The sequence below is a fragment of the Arsenophonus nasoniae genome (genome assembly GCF_004768525.1).
Taxonomy (GTDB): Bacteria; Pseudomonadota; Gammaproteobacteria; order Enterobacterales; family Enterobacteriaceae; genus Arsenophonus; species Arsenophonus nasoniae.
This window is the reverse complement of sequence record NZ_CP038613.1, coordinates 837,522-857,605: the sequence shown is the minus strand read 5'-3', so window position 1 is coordinate 857,605 and position 20,084 is coordinate 837,522. Positions and strand designations below refer to the sequence as shown.

At 34.9% G+C, this 20,084-nt stretch carries 13 protein-coding genes and 3 pseudogenes; 8 read left to right on the top strand and 8 right to left on the bottom strand.

What is annotated here, in order from left to right; translation table 11 throughout:
- Positions 1-2: 2 nt before the first annotated feature.
- The 6 genes from ArsFIN_RS04030 to ArsFIN_RS04005 form a co-directional block, all read right to left on the bottom strand.
- Complete coding sequence (locus tag ArsFIN_RS04030) at positions 3-1,619, bottom strand: reprolysin-like metallopeptidase (protein ID WP_135677479.1); 1,617 nt, start codon at positions 1,617-1,619, stop codon at positions 3-5.
- A gap of 332 nt (positions 1,620-1,951) precedes the next feature.
- On the bottom strand, positions 1,952-2,656 hold the full coding sequence (locus tag ArsFIN_RS04025) for a hypothetical protein (protein ID WP_135677478.1): 705 nt from the start codon (positions 2,654-2,656) through the stop codon (positions 1,952-1,954).
- Between the two features lie 111 nt (positions 2,657-2,767).
- Positions 2,768-4,441, bottom strand: a complete 1,674-nt coding sequence (locus ArsFIN_RS04020; protein WP_051297170.1) for a hypothetical protein — start codon at positions 4,439-4,441, stop codon at positions 2,768-2,770.
- Positions 4,428-4,985: a hypothetical protein gene (locus ArsFIN_RS04015; RefSeq protein WP_026823972.1), complete on the bottom strand. Its 558-nt coding sequence runs from the start codon at positions 4,983-4,985 to the stop codon at positions 4,428-4,430. The genes ArsFIN_RS04020 and ArsFIN_RS04015 overlap by 14 nt, the downstream gene beginning before the upstream one ends.
- Positions 4,986-5,003: 18 nt before the next feature.
- Positions 5,004-5,848, bottom strand: a protein-coding gene (locus tag ArsFIN_RS04010; RefSeq protein WP_135677415.1) for an IS5 family transposase whose coding sequence is annotated in 2 segments (ribosomal slippage) — positions 5,004-5,503 and positions 5,503-5,848 — 846 coding nt in all. Because the reading frame shifts where the segments join, the coding sequence is not laid out codon by codon here.
- Positions 5,849-5,885: 37 nt separating this feature from the next.
- On the bottom strand, positions 5,886-7,616 hold the full coding sequence (locus tag ArsFIN_RS04005) for a hypothetical protein (RefSeq protein WP_026823645.1): 1,731 nt from the start codon (positions 7,614-7,616) through the stop codon (positions 5,886-5,888).
- A 664-nt stretch (positions 7,617-8,280) separates the two neighbouring features.
- Here ArsFIN_RS04005 and ArsFIN_RS04000 point away from each other — a divergent pair.
- Positions 8,281-9,300 carry a hypothetical protein gene (locus ArsFIN_RS04000; RefSeq protein WP_051297124.1) on the top strand — a complete coding sequence of 340 codons (1,020 nt, stop codon included), beginning with the start codon at positions 8,281-8,283 and terminating at the stop codon, positions 9,298-9,300.
- 731 nt (positions 9,301-10,031) lie between these two features.
- On the opposite strand, the gene ArsFIN_RS03995 is transcribed toward ArsFIN_RS04000, so the two are convergent.
- Complete coding sequence (locus ArsFIN_RS03995; RefSeq protein ID WP_026823644.1) at positions 10,032-12,131, bottom strand: hypothetical protein; 2,100 nt, start codon at positions 12,129-12,131, stop codon at positions 10,032-10,034.
- Positions 12,132-13,166: 1,035 nt separating this feature from the next.
- Here ArsFIN_RS03995 and ArsFIN_RS03990 point away from each other — a divergent pair.
- The 3 genes from ArsFIN_RS03990 to ArsFIN_RS03985 all read left to right on the top strand — a co-directional run bounded on the left by ArsFIN_RS03990 (position 13,167) and on the right by ArsFIN_RS03985 (position 15,624).
- Positions 13,167-14,639, top strand: coding sequence for an NAD-dependent succinate-semialdehyde dehydrogenase (locus ArsFIN_RS03990; protein ID WP_026823643.1), 1,473 nt, complete (start codon positions 13,167-13,169; stop codon positions 14,637-14,639).
- A 366-nt stretch (positions 14,640-15,005) separates the two neighbouring features.
- Positions 15,006-15,158: a DUF5993 family protein gene (locus ArsFIN_RS27190; RefSeq protein WP_246067335.1), complete on the top strand. Its 153-nt coding sequence runs from the start codon at positions 15,006-15,008 to the stop codon at positions 15,156-15,158.
- A 10-nt stretch (positions 15,159-15,168) separates the two neighbouring features.
- On the top strand, positions 15,169-15,624 hold the full coding sequence (locus ArsFIN_RS03985) for a disulfide bond formation protein B (protein WP_280625569.1): 456 nt from the start codon (positions 15,169-15,171) through the stop codon (positions 15,622-15,624).
- Positions 15,625-15,890: 266 nt separating this feature from the next.
- On the opposite strand, the pseudogene ansB reads toward ArsFIN_RS03985, so the two are convergent.
- A pseudogene (ansB, locus tag ArsFIN_RS03980) lies at positions 15,891-16,943 on the bottom strand (L-asparaginase 2).
- A gap of 153 nt (positions 16,944-17,096) precedes the next feature.
- Between ansB and ArsFIN_RS03975 the strand changes: the two are divergent.
- The 4 genes and pseudogenes from ArsFIN_RS03975 to istB all read left to right on the top strand — a co-directional run bounded on the left by ArsFIN_RS03975 (position 17,097) and on the right by istB (position 20,074).
- On the top strand, positions 17,097-17,555 hold the full coding sequence (locus ArsFIN_RS03975; RefSeq protein ID WP_210409078.1) for a hypothetical protein: 459 nt from the start codon (positions 17,097-17,099) through the stop codon (positions 17,553-17,555).
- A 9-nt stretch (positions 17,556-17,564) separates the two neighbouring features.
- Positions 17,565-18,197, top strand: a pseudogene (locus ArsFIN_RS03970) (IS91 family transposase); the annotation flags it as partial.
- 88 nt (positions 18,198-18,285) lie between these two features.
- Positions 18,286-19,326, top strand: a pseudogene (gene istA / locus ArsFIN_RS03965) (IS21 family transposase).
- Positions 19,313-20,074 (top strand): IS21-like element helper ATPase IstB, encoded by a 762-nt coding sequence (gene istB, locus ArsFIN_RS03960; RefSeq protein WP_135677409.1) that lies wholly within the window; start codon positions 19,313-19,315, stop codon positions 20,072-20,074. Before istA ends, istB begins: the two are co-directional and overlap by 14 nt.
- Positions 20,075-20,084: the final 10 nt, after the last annotated feature.

The following is a 20,084-nucleotide window of genomic DNA, read 5'->3' as shown; positions in this document are numbered from 1 at the left end:
GGTTAAATAGTAATCTTTGCCCGTATTAGAATTAAAACCATAAGTTGTATCTCCATATTTGGCCCATACAACCGTTGTATAGCGCTGATATCATCTAGCAATGGAGCCGCTGCATAAAATCCTTGAAAATAGGCACCGGTAGCATCCTCACGCCAATAACTCATTACACTGTATTGGCGAGAATCTTCCTTATAACGCGCATCAAACAAATAATTTAATCTAACACCCTCCTGTGCATTATATTCACCCGGATGAGATAAACCTAAGGCATGACCAATCTCATGAACATAAGTATGCCGGCCATAATTGCCATTCGTTGGATATAAATTTTCTGAATGATTCTGAACATTAAACCAGCATTCACCAGACAGAACCCCAGAATTGGGTAAATAAGCAAAAGCTTGACCTTTCGGTCTGTTAAAATTACCAAAATCAAGATCTGATCGGCCATTAAGCGATGATTTAAGCTTAAAAGTGATATTAGCGACATCAGCCCAAGAATCTAATGCCAGCAATATATGCTGCTGTTGTTGTTCACTAAGGCCAACCACCTGATTGGAACCAGGCGAATTTGCCTGTGACCAATCATAAAAAGTGTAAGTTATGTCAGCATGTCGACCAAGAACATTTTTTCCATTCCAAGTTGAATTTGCTCGCGATATTTGTTCTGCGGCTTTAGGAATATCATAAGAAGGTTTATTGTTAACCCCATAACTATAACCGCCTCTGGCATAATCATTTATTAGCTCGACAATTTGCTTTGACGCCGGTGAACGAGGTATAAATGATGCTTCGTGTAGCGTTACTGCTGGCTGTGATGAAGTCGGTGTTCTATCTATTATTAACGTATAGTCTAAATCTACATTTGAACCCGGTATCTTAATTTTTACATGTGAAGTTGGCGTTGTGGTTACAGGCTGTGTAGTTGGTGACGTCGTTACAGGCTGCGTAGTTGGTGACGTCGTTACAGGCTGCGTAGTTGGTGACGTCGTTACAGGCTGCGTAGTTGGTGACGTCGTTACAGGCTGCGTAGTTGGTGACGTCGTTACAGGCTGCGTAGTTGGTGACGTCGTTACAGGCTGCGTAGTTGGTGACGTCGTTACAGGCTGCGTAGTTGGTGACGTCGTTACAGGCTGCGTAGTTGGTGACGTCGTTACAGGCTGCGTAGTTGGTGACGTCGTTACAGGCTGCGTAGTTGGTGACGTCGTTACAGGCTGCGTAGTTGGTGACGTCGTTACAGGCTGCGTAGTTGGTGACGTCGTTACAGGCTGCGTAGTTGGTGACGTCGTTACAGGCTGCGTAGTTGGTGACGTCGTTACAGGCTGTGTAGTTGGTGACGTCGTTGAGGTGACAACAGGCTGCGATGATGTCGGTGTCGTATGTATAACCTCATAATTTAAATCTACACCAGGCCTCTTAATCGTTACATGTGAAGTTGGTGACATCGTTGTGCTATGCGAAGTCGGCAATGTCGTTGTGGTCTCTGTAGCGGGTAATGGGGTTGACCTATCAGAAGAATTAACAGTAGAGACTTGATCTGAAGTAGGTAATGTATACCGAGTATCCGATTGCTTGGAATTATTGTAATTTATCCTAACATGCGTATAACTTCCCCCCATATCCCCTCCTATTCTTAGATGTTAATTTTTTTAACAAACCATAATAGTTTATAACATTACTTTATTTTTACAAATTCACCGCCACCTACTTGCTTATTTTTAAATATCACTCAATTCGCCAATAATAGAAAAATTAAGAAATTGGTAAAATACCAACCGAAATAAAATTAGCAAAAATAGCTATTGAAAAGCCACCTCTACTTATTGAATATAAAAAACACAGACTATTATTTGATATAACGAAATAAATAAAGTCTGAGTTATCATTTTAATTAGTCCTGTTATCAGCAAATTTAATTATGTATACAATCAGTAAATTATCCTTGTCTTTACTAATGTTCCTCTTTTGACAATAATTGATTTAATAAATCAAATGAAGAATGACTTAATGAAAGAATTTCTATTATTAACTCAATAAAATTTTGTTGAGTCATTTCTTGGGAAGTAAATGACCTTATTAAAGATTTTAGCTCCATAAGTGCTTGAGGATATATTCTTCCATCATGCGAAATATATTCTGGATGTAATTCTAAAAAATCCTCTTCATTGATTTTCTTTAATATCAATCTCGCCGCGTCATAGATCAATTGTATTAACAAATATTCTGGTTTAGGTAAATTTAGATGCCTTTCTGCTTTAGCAGAAATGATTTTTTGATTTTGATATAATCCAGCTAAGTCTTTGTAAAATTTATTATTTCTTATATGCTGTTCATCAGCTAAAACTAACTTATTCGGTTCATATATTTTAGGTTTTGTCATCCATTCTTCTTTAGGATCCTCAAACGTTTTGCTCATTGAAAAAGGATAAGCGATTACTTTTTTGTCAAATATATTAGCTAATTTTTGTCCTAAAGACTGGCTACCAAAGGTACTAAAACAAGATTGTAACTCTATCGTATCTATTTTTTGTAAATCAATCGAGTTCGTTTCCTGCATTGATAATCCTTTAATAACATTGGCCAGCTCTAATGCATCCATATCATTAACAATTGATGGTGCTCCTTGCACCTTAATAAGTAATTTATTGCCATCCACCGTAAAGAGAGAACCTTTACCTAATAAAGCGCTTTGTCGCATGGATTTTAGATTGATTTGTCCAATAGTTACCTGCTGATCATCAGATTTGTTATTAAAAAAATTATTAAATTAGCTGGGAGAAATGAGTTCATTATCATATTTAGACGTTTTTTCTAAATGTTCAGAAAATAGCGTAATGAAACCTTTTTTTCCAATACTCATCATTATATAGCTAACTTGATAATCGGTTTTGTGAAAAATAACCAAAGTACCTGATGATAATGCAGTCAATTGATTAACATCACTAATTTTTTCTTTATTAGTTATCACATCATTAATTGTTGTTTTAGAATTGTCAGAGTCGCGCAATATTTCGATTGTGTCACTAAAAATTAAAGCTTGTTCAGGAGATAACTCGCCAGACTTTTGTAAAATAAGCGAAATAAAGCTGGGTGTGTTTTTTATTTTTTTCCCATCGGCTAAATATTTATAAACAGTCGTTAATAACGAAGAATCTTGTTCCGACGAATCTTTTGGATAACCAGCATAAACAAAATATTTTGGTATAGTTAATGGATTTAATAATTTTAATGTTTTTCCTGTAATAAGAGGAATGAGTTGCTCCGCCATAAGAAATTGCATTCCATCATCTAAACTAGGATCTAGCGCATTACTTGCCATAGTGGCAAATCGCCCATTTCCAAGGCTAACCATTGTATGAACCCGTGATTTATTTTTATAGACTAATTCAGAATCATTATCGCTAAAAACAACCAATTCTCCTTTTTTAAGCTGTAATAGTTGATCGATTGTGGTAATTTGATGGGCTTGTTCAATTAGTTCATTAAGTTGTTCATATCTGCTTGATCCTGCTTGTTGAGATATATTCTTTAATCTATCAATTAATTTTGTTTTTTGCGCCTCATTAATTAGACCGCTATGCTGTAATATTTCAGCAGTAAAAGTAAAATTATCCTTAATTGGCAGATCTGTTGTTGCGATTTGATATATTTGATCGCGTATTGTCGGGGTCGCATTTGAATCAATATTTGGTAATTCTATTAAATCATTTTGATTAATATCTTTTTTTACTGTCTTCCAATACCAAGGTGGTGTAATTAGAATTTTTTCACCATCGATAATTTCATTAGGCGCATGCCCTGGGTAGGCGTTATAGACATCTGAAGCTCTATTTGCAGTGTTAAAATCTTTGTATTTAATTAATTTATTGCTCCCTGCAGCAATATATCTTTTTCCCCATTCGGTTTCCTCTAAAATAAGAGGCGCATTTAGACTAGGCATTCCCTCATTTGCAAACTGATGGGCAGTCAAATCAAATACATAATTTTTATCGTTTTTTTTGCCTAAAACAACAAAGTGATTTAACGGCATTTCATCAGTTGCATCATCCCAAATATAAATCCCTCGGTATTTAATGTTAGTCATATCGTGATTAGCCATAAAATTTGCTACAGGTTCCATTAATGATTCGCATTGTCCGATTGGACTAGTAATTTTTTTATTAATCGTATCATCAGCTTTCAGTTGAGCGAGATATTCCACTGATGGAATGTCATTGGTTAGATTATCGGGGTTAATCCTAGACAGCATTTTTATCTCAAAACGATTTTCAAGTTCATTAGGCTCAAGCTTTAATATTTTGCTGCTTTGCTGTAACTGATCATTTTTTGAAAAATTTTTTATTGCATCATTAATATGCAAGCTTTTTTTTATAAATTTATTCTTTAGGTAAAGCTTTATTGATTTTGCTAATGTTTTACTTGCAACTTCAGAGAGATTCACCAAGTAATTCGGCGACAATATTAATGATTCCCTCTTTTAAATAAAGATAATATTCGTCTGATGTATCACTAATCGCTGCCTGAAAAAAAGAAGGCGATGCCGCCAAAATACTTTGATATGCTACCCCTGTGATTGACCCGATTAAAAGGGTTGGCGGAGAAAAATATACCTCAATATCTTTAAATCGTTCAAATAATTCAAATAATAATGCCTCATTAGGAGAACGTACTAATATATCCGCTTCTTCAATATTAAATGTTAGAATATTTTCATATAAATAAGAGTAATCCCGTTCTTTTTTAATTAATTTCATAGTAGAAATATTGGGATCGCTATAATTACTAAAATGATTTTTAAACCATACTTTTAACATTATATTATTATCAATTTTCATTTTCATATCACGAAAAGAAGCAAATTTAAGACGTTCACCCGTTAAAATTGAAACGACGTCAATCGGTGTATCTATTGGATTAATTTTGTCATTAATAATATCATTTCCCGTTCTAGGTCCCCTATTTTTATCTGCAAAAAAAAGCAACAATGGGCTAGGCTGTGTCCCTTAATTGCGTAATCGGCGGTAAAACAAGCGAATGCAGCCCAGTTTCACCATTGCTAGATAGTTTCTTGCCGTTTTTTCATAACGTGTAGCGATCCGGCGATATTCCTTTAAACGGCCAAAACACCTTTCCACAACGTTGCGATGGCGATAAGCATCACGATCAAGTTGCGAGCGTCCATCTGAAGCCAGTTTTTCATTTGATTTTCGGGGAATAACCGTTTTCATCCCTTTTCTTTTCAACTCGTTACGTAGCGCATTCCCAGAGTAGGCTTTGTCAGCCAGTACCGTATGACCACGACGCTTCATGCTGCCGTTCTGGCGTTGCACGCCAATGCCGTCCAGGAGTCGTAGCGCGAACAGGCTTTCGTGAGCCTGCCCAGCACTCAGTACGATGTTTAGCGGGATGCCGCTTCCGTCAGTCGCCATGTGGATTTTGGTGCCATAACCACCTCGTGAGCGACCCAAGCTGTTATCGTCGGTAATATCGGGATGTTTTTTTGAGCACCAGCCGCACATTTGAGAGCACGAATATTACTGCCATCCAGCGCAATGGCTGACCAGTCAACCAGTTCATGAGCATCAAGAAATGAAAGCAACTTATTGAAAATAATGTTAATAGTTCCATCCTTTGACCATCTGTTGAAACGGTTATAAACGGTTTTCCATGGGCCGTAACGTTCAGGTAAATCACGCCATGGGGCGCCTGAACACAGTATCCAGAACATGCCGTTGACGATTTTGCGATGTTCTGCCCACGGCCGACCGACCCGCGAAGATGTCAAAACGGTTGGCAACAAGGGCTCAATGATTGCCCATGCTTCATCAGAAAGATCGTAGCGAGCCATAATTCAAAGTATCGTAGAAACAGATGGATACTATAGCTCAAGCAATTAAGGGACACAGCCTAGTTTCAAGTAAGTAATAGGATTGTTCTTTTTTGTTATAAGTTGCTAACAGCTCTTTTAAAAAAATATAAAACTTCTCTTTCATTTCATTATTATTTTTTAAATTTTCTATTTTGGAGATGTAGATATTTTGAATATCAGTATTATTTATTTCACTTTTTATTTTTTCTGTATATTGAAAAGGAAAAATTCCATTTTTATAATTATCATCACGCTTATATTGTATGTTTTCAGATAACCACTTTCTTTCTTTTCCTAATAAAATATCCCGTATTGTATATTTCATCTCAATTGGCGGGTAAAAATTTTTACTAGCTGCATTAACTTCAGGATTAAAAGAATCAGAGTTATATCTAAAAATTACTTTATCCTTTAAATCAACATTAGTTATATTATTTTTTTCACTTAAATTTAATAAAAATATTGTTAAATATTTTTCTAAGTCTGGTATTTCATCTCTCAATGCATCTTTTTTTTCTTTTAATAAATCAATATTTTTTATTAAGTCAAAATCTTTTTTTAATTGTTTTGCTTCCTCATCTAAATAGTTAATTAATGCAATATTATATTCTTTGGGGTATTTTATATTAACTTTATTTCTTATTGATAAAGGTGACTGACTTTCTTTAATATATCTAGTTAAGCAATCAAAAATAGTTGTTGTATCATATTTTATTTTATCATTTTCATCTATGTAACTATAAATCAACTCAGTATCAATAATATCGTTTATTGATAAATCACCAAAAGCATGTTTATCGGTATCATTAATAGATTTAATTATATTATATATTACGTAAATATTTATTAGGTCATTTGTTCCATTATAATTTAATTTGTTTTTTTCGTAAAATAACTTTGTAATATGATTAATTAAATTAACAACCTCCAATGTCTTTCCTACATTTTCATTGCTTAAATTCTGGTTTAATAAAGAATCAATTAGCTCTTGATAAATTTCTTCTTTTTTAAAATGTAAAGGTGGATTTTTTATATCGGATAATTTTTTATCAATATAATTTTCCATAATAATGGAATAATGTTCTTCAACTTTTTTGTATTCCTCATCTATTAATAAATTAAAATCATTGACTTCAGATAATAATGATTCTTTATCACTCATTGAATTATTTATATTATAAACCTTTTCTTTAAAAGAATTAATTTTATCAACAACTTCTTCTAATGTTTTAGATTCCAAACTAAAACCAGTAATATAAATATGATAAATATGATTACACTGTTCAGATAACAGTAATATGCTGCGATAAATTTCAATATCTTTTTCTTGATTAATAATATCTTTTTTTAAAAATTCATATTCGTTACTTATTTTAGATAAAGATGAATATAAAACCTTATCCTTTTTTATATCAAAGTTAATTTCATTTATTTTATCTTTTAACTCAATATAATGGATACTTTTTTTGATATCATAGAATTGTTTTATATTTTTAATTGAAGTGTCCATAAGGTCAATTAGCATATTAACAGTTACATCTGCTTTATTTTTCGCTAAAGTCACATCTCTAATACTTCTCTTTTTAGCGAGGTTATTGTTTTTAATTTCATCATTCATGTTTATTGAATTATCTAAAGTCAATAATTGATCTTTTATTTTTATATCTTCCTGTTGCAGTAGTTTATTTTCTTTTTGGTAGCTCAGATAGTTATGGGAGTAACAAAGATCAGCAAGTTTATTTATCATCAATATATCCTAAAAAATAATTTGTATTTAAAGTTTTAAATATAGAAAATTTTAACAACTGCGCAACAAATTTAATGCTGTTGTATGAAATATTTATTTTCTTGCGCAAAATTTAAGCATTGACATAATTTTTCATCAACAGCTACATTAAGCAGTTAATCCTATTTATCGATAATTAATAGCTTATTATTTTAAATTTTTTAATATATTGAAAATATTTTTGTATAAAGCTCTATTCATTGGCTAGTTAACTTGAGAAATATAACCATGGCGCTTTTATCATCCTGTATCTGCGCTATAAAGTTCAGCAATCCTTTATCAATTTTAACAATCCAATATGTCTAAAAGTAAATAATAGTAAATAGAGCATTGTGTAGAAAAAACGAAAAGAGCAAAAACCCTTCAAGCTAATCAGTTCCAAAATACTCTACCAAAGACAATCTACTTAGGTTTTTGAGATTGAAATTAATTATTAAGCAAAAAAGCACAATAAATTGACCGCATCAACAAAAAAATCATTTCCATTAATATCATTAAAGCGTTAAATCTTGACATCTACCAATCAGTGCTCAAAGATGAATATAGGTAACCATTTAATGTAGCCACTAATGAAAAAATTATTGCAACAGAGGAAAAGGGGTTATTAGTCGCAAATAATCTGTCAATGGATGAGACTGATAATGAGAGTAAACGATTTGGCAATAATACGATGAACACTTGCAATATCAATGAGAAGAAAAGGAATATGGGGATTAGAACATATTTGTACAATATTATTATATTTGTCGCGCTGTTCTATTCTGGAGCGAGCGCAAAAAGCTATTGTTTAGAAAATACAAATGAGGTTCCTTTTCCTAAAAATAAATTAAATAAAAAAGTTAATGACTCAGATAAATATATACTTCCTGATCGAAGAATCGTTGCTTATTATGGTAATTTTGACTCAAGAAAAATGGGCGTATTAGGCGAGTATTCTCCCTTACAGATGTGGAATAAATTAAAAACTGAAGCTGCACAGTGGAATGCAGCGGATCCAACAACCCCAGCGATAATGGCCTTGCACTATGTCGCCATCGTTGCAAGTAATTATCCAGGTAACGATGGTCAATACATTAACAGAATGAACAAATACCAGATACAAAATGCAATTTCAATCGCTGGTATGGAAAAAGACACCATTTTATTTTTAGACATCCAACCCGGATTGAGTGATTTAAGATACGAGGTGGCAAAACTTCATTCTTATTTAAAAATGCCAAATGTTCATTTAGGCGTAGATCCTGAGTTTATGATGCATAATGGCAATATACCTGGGAAGGTAATAGGTTCGATATCTTCTGTAGAGATCAATTATATTATTGATTATTTATCAAACTTGGTTGAAGAGTTTAATCTACCACCTAAAGTTTTAATCATTCATCGATTCACAAAGAGAATGGTAATTGATTTTGACAAGGTGAAAAAATCGAAAAATGTGCAAGTGGTGTTAAATATGGATGGTTTTGGCGCTCCAGTTTTAAAAAAAACCAAGTATAGCCAAGTAATATCTTCAGAACCTAATGCTATTTATACCGGGATAAAAATATTTTATAAAAATGATTTAATCTCTCCTCCTCACAGACTGCTTTCCAAGCAAGAAATTCTTAATTTAGAACCAAAACCTTTATATATACAATATCAATAATAGCTATTCACCCTTTAGCGTAAATTAAGAAGAGAGCAGCTCACTTCCAACCGCTGACATATTAACAATATGTTTTTCTATTTAAAAAATGATTGAGTTTATATACCATCTCTGTATTTTGATAATTTTTTATCAGACAGATATACGACACCTGTTGTTAAACCTGTATGGTTACATAAATAATATTTTTCGTAAATTTCATGTTTCACCGTTTTTTAACGATAAGTACTTTCAAACCAATGTCGATTATTTAATAAGCTATCCTGGTATTTAATAAAGTAAATAATTTACCGGCACTCGACGAAATATTATTCATCTTTAATGTCGTTATTTTTTGCCATTTATTTTTTGTTACAGACTAACACAATATAACGTAACCCGATGCTATTAAATTATATTTATAACATTATTTTACTCTTTTCCTTTATTAAATTTTCCAAATAGAATCTATTTAACATAAGGTAAATCTATAGCTATAACGACAATCAACTAAAACTTTCCATTTGATAATAAGATAGTAGTATAATGCTCATTTTCATTCGCAATTATTTAACTAATTTTTATAATAGAAGTTAGTTGAAATTTTCAAAAAATCACATCAATTAACTTAACTTAACTTAACTTAACTTAACTTAATTTGTGTAGCATAGTGATATATTAACATTAAGTTTACTATTTAATTTGTTACTATTAATATAATATTTGAAATAGATATAATTCATAGTGTCTTATTATACAGATTTATTGGTATTTTGTTCAGACGTCGATTCAGTTGCTAATCCATTTATTATATGCTCATAAGCATTATCTCTTAGAAATTTAGCTTCATTTTTTATTTGCTTAATAACATAATGGTTATAATGTTGTGTATAAATAGCTTTGGCTTGTTTATCAAGCTGGATTAATTGTTGCAAGTCATTCCAACTAAATAATTTATTAGATGTACCATCTTGATGTTGTAAAGCTTCTTTGATTGTTTTGTTTTCTGTTGTTAGCTGTAAAAAATCGTGTGCACAAGATTTTAATATTTTTTCTTTGGTAGTTGTTGATAGTAATATTTTATGCTCTTTTTGTATCTGCTCTAACCTAGGTATTAAATCATAGTATCCTTGTTGGTTTATTAATTTAATTTCAAGATAGTCAACCCTATATTCACCTAAGGTAAGCATATCTTTTATTATTTTTAGATCATCTAATAATAAACTAGTAGATTGGCGGATAAAATGTTTATTTGGTTGTTCTATAAATCGTTTTTGGCTCTTTTCTACTCTGTCAAATAATTGATTTACTTTATCGAAAACCTTTTTATGTAATGTTTGTGCCGTTAGTAGAGTTTCATTCTGATATGCTTTATTAAGAATCTCTAGAATTATTGACAGTAATTTTGCTTCTGCTAAGATTTTTTGTTGTTGTAGCATAGTATTAGTAGCTACTTTAACAATAGTATTAAGTGTATTAGTCGTTGTTGTTGATGGTGTTGCTTGATTGGTGTCAGTAGCGGTTTTTTTAGCTATATTTTTCGTTAACTCATCAAAATTTAAACGTTTATCAGATGAATTTTTAGCTTCTTTAGCACCTAAAAATTTTACTTCTTGCACCTTACTTCTTATGCGGATAAAGGCTCCATAGATAGTCGCTGGAGCCCCAATTACGGCAGGTACAAAGCCTACCGGCGCACCAACGCCAGTCATTGCACTTAAAGAACTTAATGCCATCGCTGACTGCCCAATAGCCGTTACAACTCCATACTCCAATCTTTGCTTAGAATTATAATGTATTTTGCGATCTGCTATCTCTTTTAATTGAGCAATATTTTCTTTAATAATCTCTTGTTGTTGGTTGTTTTCTAATAAAGTACGATTTTCTTGCAGTAACTTATCCCGTTTATATCCAGCAATGGTTTGAGAAATTCCATAGGTTGTCATCATTATTTGGGCTGGCAAAAGTAGAATATTGCTTACCATTGCTGCCGAATCACTAGCTACTTCTGCTGCCTGGATCCCTTGTGATAACAATAGATCTGCAATTGATTTTGCAGACAAGCCAACCATTCCAGCCGTCATCAAACTCATCGCCGCAGCTTGTAATGGAGAAGAATTGCGTTCAATTCTAACGGCAGGAAGTTCTTGTTTTATACGTTGATACTCGTTAGTTATATACCGTATCTTAGCTGTGCAATAATCCTGTTCTTGCAAGTACTTCCAAGCAGCACACATTTGCTGGATATGTTCGCTATTTTCTTGTTGATTTTCACCTTGTAACCAATCAATCCAAGCATCAAAAAACTGTTCAACTTCTCTTTCAATGAGTTTCTTGTCGATATTATTTGCAACATTAATTTGCTGTAGTGCTTTTAATATTTCCTGTTTTTTTTCCTTAATTTCTTTTATAAATGAGGGATAAATATCCTGAAAATTTTCTATTGATTCATCAATAGCACCTTTAGCACCTATTCCAACCAAAGGTATAGCGGGTAGTAATATACCTAACGATAATAATGCTTGTTGAAATTGTGGTAAGATTTGTCCTGTCGCCCCAGTAAATTCATCAATACCATCAATAGAACGTAAGTAATGATATGCTGAACTTGCTATTTTTTTACAAGAAGTTTTTGCACTATTTAATATATTTTTTTGTTTATCTACTGCATTTGGCTGGATAAAGATAGAAGGTGTAGATTCGTTATCTATATTTTGATTAGAATTACTGACATTATTTATCATAGAAGAAAAAGTTGATTGTTCTATATTATATTTAGCTTCTGGAATCTTTTCCAAAGAATTAGTTGGGTTATTCGAATTTGCAAAAAAGACAGTAGAAGGAGAAAGCATATTAATATCTCATAAATGTAAATGATACTGATTACCAATATCATTTATCATATCAATTTTTTTTATCCTAATGGTAGCTTTTTATTGGTAACTTTTAGTTTTATCACATTAATTGTAAAAAATTTAATTTGGCTAGAATAGAATGTTTTTTTAGACAACAAAAGCATAAAAAAATTTTTTAGCAAAATAAAATAATAAAAAAACGCCTTAATAGATAAAATAATAATTTTTTCGACTTTTATTGTACCTTTAATTACATGAAATGGATGAATAATAATTATTCTAATTGAATTATTATTTACTTCATTAACAATAAAAACCGAATAATTTTAAGGGCTATTTTATGAAAAAACCATAATAATAATGAATAGAGTAGTAATAACACCTATACTTTATTTTCTGTGAAAATTTTATTTAATAAACATGAATAATATTAAGATATGGTAGCGTTTATTTTTATTCCTCTTAATTAAGTTTCGTTATTATATTGTATCAATAGGGTATGATAAATTTATTATTTTTCATTAACATTAGTAGACCAGCAAAGACTACTCTGCTGTTTTTTTAGTCAGCTAACAGATAAATTTGGACTGCCACTAGCAAGTCTTCCCTTTTTGAAAATACAAGTATGTTCGCCAGCAACGATAGCAACTATTATTTTAACACTCCAATGTAGTGCGCCAAATTTATTGCTTCCTTCGCTATAATATAATTGGTGATATTTATGATGAACAAGGTATTCCACCTAGCAATATGATACTAACATGACAAAATGATCACCTAATGCAAAATTATTAACCGGTGATCATTGTTTAGTGCAATAAAATTGGTGTTATTTGTGCTTGGGTTATTATTGTATTTTCAAAATTAGCATAAAAACCTAACCTAGCAATGATGATAACTATCATTAACCTAGTTTTAAATTAGTTAGCAATTGTTGCATGTTCTATTTTGCAGTTTTTAACCATAATTGAAAATAAAATTAAAGATAAAATATCTAATGGTATACCACCCCTAAATTCTGGAGAAAAATCAATGGAAAATAATCTTATTAATTCTCCCCTTTTCCGTCAACAAGCCTTTATCAACGGTCAATGGGTCGATGCTGACAAACATTCAACATTTAATGTTATCAATCCTGCTAATGGTGATGTAATTGCTAAAGTCAGTGATTTAGGCAAAATCGAAACACAAAATGCAATTGCTGCCGCTGACAAGGCATTACCCACCTGGCGAGCGATGAGCGCAAAACAACGCAGTCAAATTTTAAATAAATGGTTTTATCTGATTATGGAGAATCAGTCCGCCTTAGCAGAAATATTAAGTCTAGAGCAAGGTAAATGCCATAGCGAGGCAATAGGTGAAATAACTTATGGCGCTAGTTTTATCCAATGGTTTGCGGAAGAAGCAAAGCGAACCTATGGTGAAACGATCCCTGCTCCTGTCACTGATTGCCGAATAATGACCATTAAACAAGCTGTTGGTGTTGTAGCTGCTATTACGCCGTGGAATTTTCCCAATGCCATGATCACCAGAAAAGTTGCACCTGCCCTGGCAGCCGGCTGTACCGTTATTCTAAAACCCGCCGCTGAAACACCGCTGTCGGCTTTAGCATTAGCCGTACTTGCTGAAAAAGCAGGTATTCCAGCCGGTGTTTTGAATATTGTACCTAGTACCGATGCAAAAACGATTGGTTCGGTTATGACAGAAAGCCCCATTGTCCGCAAATTAACTTTCACTGGCTCAACACAGGTGGGTAAATTATTAATGGCACAGTGTGCTAATACCGTCAAAAAGGTCTCATTAGAGTTAGGCGGTAATGCACCTTTTATTGTTTTTGATGATGCGGATTTAGAAGCCGCGGTTCAAGGTGTATTAGCAGCAAAATTTCGTAATAGTGGACAGACTTGTGTTTGCGCTAATCGTATCCTGGTTCAAGCTAATATTTATGATGAGTTTGCAAAACGGCTTAGTGCAGCAGTAAAAACTCTGCGCATCGGGCCGGCAAGTCAAAAAGATGCACAACTCGGCCCGTTAATTAATCAGCAAGCAATCGATAAAGTAAAACAACATATTACAGATGCTATCGAGCTAGGTGCACAGCTATTAACCGGTGGCAATGTTGCTTCACAAGGAAAGTTATTCTTTGAACCAACAGTATTGATTAATGTAAATAATCAAATGAAAGTCGCTAAAGAAGAGACATTTGGTCCATTAGCACCACTATTTAAATTTACTGATGAATCAGAAGCGATTCAGTTAGCTAATGAAACCGAATTTGGCTTAGCCGCCTATTTTTATTCACGCGATATTAGTCGCATCTATCGTGTTGCTGAAGCATTAGAGACAGGTATGATTGGTATCAATGAAGGACTTATCTCTCACGAAATGGCGCCTTTTGGTGGTATTAAACAATCAGGACTTGGGCGCGAAGGTTCCCATTATGGCATCGATGAGTTTTTAGAAATAAAATATCTCTGTTTTGGTAATATTAAAGCGACTATATAATTTAACGTAATGAAATATTAATATTTTTTATAAAGAATGAAAATTTGAGGGTAATGTTAACTAATAAAATTTGTTTCATTATCCTATTTAATGTTAATTTTCTATTTACTTTTTATATCACTAATCATATAACTTTATAATTATTTATTATATTAAACTTCAGTTTAATAAAAACAATAATTTTGAGTAGTCTATTTTGCCATTAAATTTAAATTATTAACAAATTTTGACATCGTTTAGTTAACATCTATAATTTATAATTAAAGATAATATCTGATATAATATTATAAAATATATCAGGTGCTTTGATAATATTATCATGTATATAAAATCGAATAGTTAATTTTGTATTAATAGGATCTTATAATGTTTTTACCTTTCCTCATCGCTTTTCTGGTTACTATTTCACTTATTTTCAAACAGAGAAAACTAAGTTATCTACTTTTATTAATGCTGTTTATTATAACTATTTTATTATTTAAATATCATGCAACCGACAATATTAATCTATCTTTTTAGTTAGAGAATTATGATGAAAACACTATCTTCAACAAAAATCATTTCTAACCTAAATATCCTAGGATTATTAGGAATATGTGCGATATTAATTGTTGCGTTCTATTATCAAATTATATTACATGAAATACCATGTCCACTATGCTTATTACAACGAGTGGGCATTATAATGATAGGCATCGGTTTTCTATTTAATCTTATCCTTGGCATTAATCAGCGCCATTATAGCATAATTATTTTTAGTTCTATCACCACATGTATGACGGCAACCCGACAAGTGTTAATTCATATTCTGCCAGGTGATCCTGGATATTACTCCACCGTCTTCGGTTTGCATCTTTATACTTGGTCGTTACTTTTCTCTTTAGCTATTATTCTATTCATTTCAGTATTAATGTTATTCAATACCGCTGAAATACAAGTCGCAAAATCCCCTGCTAGAGAAATAGCAATTTATTTATGTTTTTAATATTCGCTAACCTTATATCCACCATACTGGAGTGTGGGCTAACACAATGCGTTGATAACCCCACGTTTTATAAATTATTAAATTAAAAATTTAATTTATTATCTATTGAAAATCCACGACTTTTTAACTCAGCCCAAAAACTACAGGTAAGGTTTAAAAGAATAAGTTTTAGGAAAAGTAAGAAGTTTTTTTGTAATAAGAGTTTAACAATAAACAATGACTACAGCGGCAGCAACTAAACTGGGGCTATACGCCCCAGTTCGTCATTAATACTGCGTGAAATATTGCTGGATTTTCTTCGGATCTTTTGTTTGTGTCAGTGCCAACATAAGTAGCACTCGGGATTTATAGGGGCTAAGCGTTCCAGACGCAATGAAACCGTGTTTGTCATCATCAATTTCACCGTTACGTGTGGTTGGCCCGGAAGAAACACGGGAGGAACGCACCACGACCAGCCCTTTTTGGGCGGCATCGGATAGCGTATTTAATAAGGCATGGGAGATATTGCCATTGCCTACGCCCGCGCTAACAATGCCCTGATAGCCGTTATCAATAAAGGCCTTGGCTGGAATATCAGACGCATTAGCGTAATTGTAGACAATACCCACCTCTGGCAGTTGGGTCAGCTTGCTGACGTCAAACGGTGTTTGTTTAGTGTGCTTTTGCGCAGGCGTCCGGGTATAAGTGACTTTGCTGTCGGAGACAGACCCCAAAGCGCCATAATTGATTGACTGGAAGGCTCCCAAATTCTCAGTATTTAATTTCGTTACATCCCGTGCATCAAGTACCTTGCCATTCATCACTAGCATCACACCCCGCCCGGCGCTGTCCGGTGACGCTGCCGTCACGATTGCGTCGTACAAATTTGCCGGTGCGTCAGAGCTAAGTGCAGTCACCGGACGCATCGCACCTACCAGCACTACAGGTTTCTCACACTTCACTGTCAGGTTTAGAAAATAGGCAGTTTCCTCAATGGTATCGGTACCGTGAGTAATAACAAAACCGTCGGTGCCAGAACACTGCGCGTTTATTTTTTGCGCCAGCTTGAGCCATACCGTCGTATCCATATCCTGTGAGCGAACAGTAACCACCTATTCACCTTTAACATTGGCGATCTGCTTTATTTGCGGCACCAGCGACACTAGCTGATCGATTTTAATTGTCCCGGGTGTATAACTGGCTTTGACCGGTGACTCACCGCTGCCTGCGATAGTGCCGCCGGTTGCCAGGACAGTAATATTAGGTAGTGCGAAGGCTGAACAAGAGCAGGAAACACCGAAGGCTAGTACCAGAAAGCTGATTTTCATTTTCGTTTTCATTTTACTATTCCTTAAACAATGAAAGTGCCGCTTCATCATAGAACGTAGCACGCTACGCGTGAGCGGCGCAGCGGTGCTGCTTCGGGGATGTTAATGAGTTGAGTACTGTTTTATACTCTGCAGTAGGTTAATTTTTTTCAGGGATTCATCTCGATGGCTCGCAATAAATCTCCCAGAAAGCGTAAACCGGTTAAATCAGGCAGGCTGCCCGTCACTTCACGTGCCACAGCGCCTGTTTATCCGAAACGTTTTATGATCTCTCTCCCACCCGAAAATGATGATGACAGACCGCCTGAATTTTTTTATGACACCCTAAAAGAAGCCATACGCCACTGCGTCCGACTCGGCCCCCAATTTTTTCTCGACACGCAGTATTACCCGCCGCTAGTCACGATTATCAGGGGTTTTGAACAACGCCAAGACCAAGCCGATGACGCTGGATACGACTACACTGAGGGGGGAATAACTGAAAGTCTGCCTGCCGATGAATTCATCACCTATACGGAGCTAGGAATAATCCCTGTTTCCTTTGAACCCTGGGATAAACACACCGATAACTGGGCTGACGAATCTGACAATTTCTGTTTCTTTGGCAAGATGCCCATAAGGTAATTGAGTCAGATGTATATCCCTCGTCCTGCTAAACTACTTTTCACCATTGATGACGGTTGGAATAAATTCCTCGAAAAATACGGCGATAGCGTTAGTTCGTGGACGAGTTTATCTGTGGAGCGCATGCTTGCCTGCGGCACTTGTGCCATGGGTGTCCGGCGCTATTGTTGCGCTTCGTCTGATTGTTCTCACAGCCGTTTTTTCTGCCAAAGCTGTAAGTCAAAAGCCTGCAGTTCATGTGGCTTTAAAGCCACCGAGCAGTGGTTAGCACAGCAGGTTCATATTTTACCCGACTGCGACTGGCAACACATTACTTTCACCATGCCACATCTCCTTTGGCCTTTTTTTAACAATAACTGGCCGCTACTTAATGCTCTGTTTCGGGCAGCCACTCGAGCTATGCTGCAGTTGGCTCGCAAACAGGGTATCGAAATTGGTATTTTCTGTGCCTTGCATACTTATGGCCGGCAACTCAATCAACATCCGCATGTTCATGTTTCCGTCACTCGAGGGGGTTTGGATAGTAAACATAGTGTATGGCGAAAGCTGTTTTTCAAAAAAAAGGATGTCGAAGAAATCTGGCGAGGGGCTGTTATCCGACTACTGCGTCACAGTTATGATTTAATTAACCCTGGCCTTCTTTGTCACCGATCATGCAAAACTGATCCACTAACGATCATCTAAAACTGATCCACTTGGTATTATTCGCACATTTTTGTACGGATAATTTATGTTAACCAAGGAGATATTTGTGGATATTCATGTTCGCTTTGCACAAGGACAAAGCCTTCGAAAAAATTGCCAGTGAGTTGGGTATATCCCGTAACACCGTAAAACATCATTTACAACAACAGACAATGCCAACTTATGCTAAAAGAAGTCAACAACCGACTAAATTATCCCCCTTTAAACCTTATTTGCTTCAGCGAATTGAACTGGCTAAACCTGATTGGATCCCTGCAACAGTCTTATTTGATGAGGTAGTTGAAAACGGCTATCAAGGTGGTATTGCTCAATTACGCCGATTTGTTTGTCAATTTAAACCAAGCATTGTTCCCGAAGTAGTCGTCCGTTTTGAAACACAGCCAGGTCAACAAATGCAAATCGACTTCACCAGCATCCGGCGAGGTAAAAATCGCTGAAAGCGTTTGTTGCAACGCTAGGCTATTCGCGTGCGAGTTATGTAAAGTTCTTTGATAATGAACGAGCAGAATCGTGGCAGCAAGGTTTAAGAGAAGCTTTCGACTACTTTGGTGGTGTACCACAGGAAGTATTGTGTGATAACGCAAAATCCCTCATCATCGAACGGGATGCTTATGCAGAAGGTGATCATAAATTACATGTCGAAATGCTTCAAATGTCGAAAGATTACGGGTTTAAATTGAAGGCTTGCAAGCCCTACAGGGCAAAAACGAAAGGGAAAGTAGAGCGCTTTAACCACTATTTAAAAAACAGCTTTATCGTGCCATTAAACACCGACCTTCGTGCTCATAATCTTGAACTGGATATTGAAATAGCTAATGCAAAAGTGGGTCCATGGTTACAACGCGTTGCCCATCAGCGAATTCATGGAACAACGTTAGAGAAGCCAGCAGATAGATTAGCTAAGGAAGTTAAGTCTCTTCTACCCTTACCAGCAAGGGTTTGCCAATCTATCCCACAGACTAATACGCTTAATATCCCTATCGTACCGCCCCTTGAATCTGTCAGTTTGCAACACTCAATCAGCGTATACGAAGCATTACTGGGAGGTGAACATGTTATTGCATGAACAAATTGAACACCTGTGTGAGTCATTGAAATTAAATTCTATTCCGACTCATTGGTCATCACTTGCCGAAAAATGCATTGCCCAAGACAAAAGCTACGGAGAGTTTTTACTGTCCCTGTTAAAATGTGAGCAACAACAACGAGATGAACGAACTCGTAATCTTTTGAGTCGGATGGCAGGATTCCCAGCACATAAAGAACTTAATACGTTCGATTTTAAGTTTGCAACGGGGATCCCCAAACAACACATACAGGAATTAAGCGCATTAACGTTTATTGAACGTAATGAAAATGTCGTGTTGCTTGGCCCAAGCGGTGTAGGCAAAACGCATTTAGCTATTGGGTTAGGATTAAAAGCAGTACAGGCCAAGAAGAAAACCCGCTTTACCACGGCAGCTGAACTGATGTTGCAACTCTCAACTGCCAAACGACAAAATAAGCTCAAACAATATCTATCACGTTCGGTGATGGCCCCGAAGTTGTTGATTATCGATGAGATTGGATACCTGCCGTTTGGGCGAGAAGAAGCAAACCTGTTTTTCAATGTGATTGCCAAGCGTTATGAGCATGGCAGTGTCATATTGACGAGTAACCTATCATTTGGGCAATGGCCAAGTGCTTTTGCTGATGACGCAACATTAACTGCCGCTATGCTTGATCGTTTACTTCATCATTCGCATGTACTGCAATTAAGCGGTGAAAGCTACCGATTGAAAGATAAGCGGCGCTCAGGAGCAATAACTGAGTAAAACAGTGGAT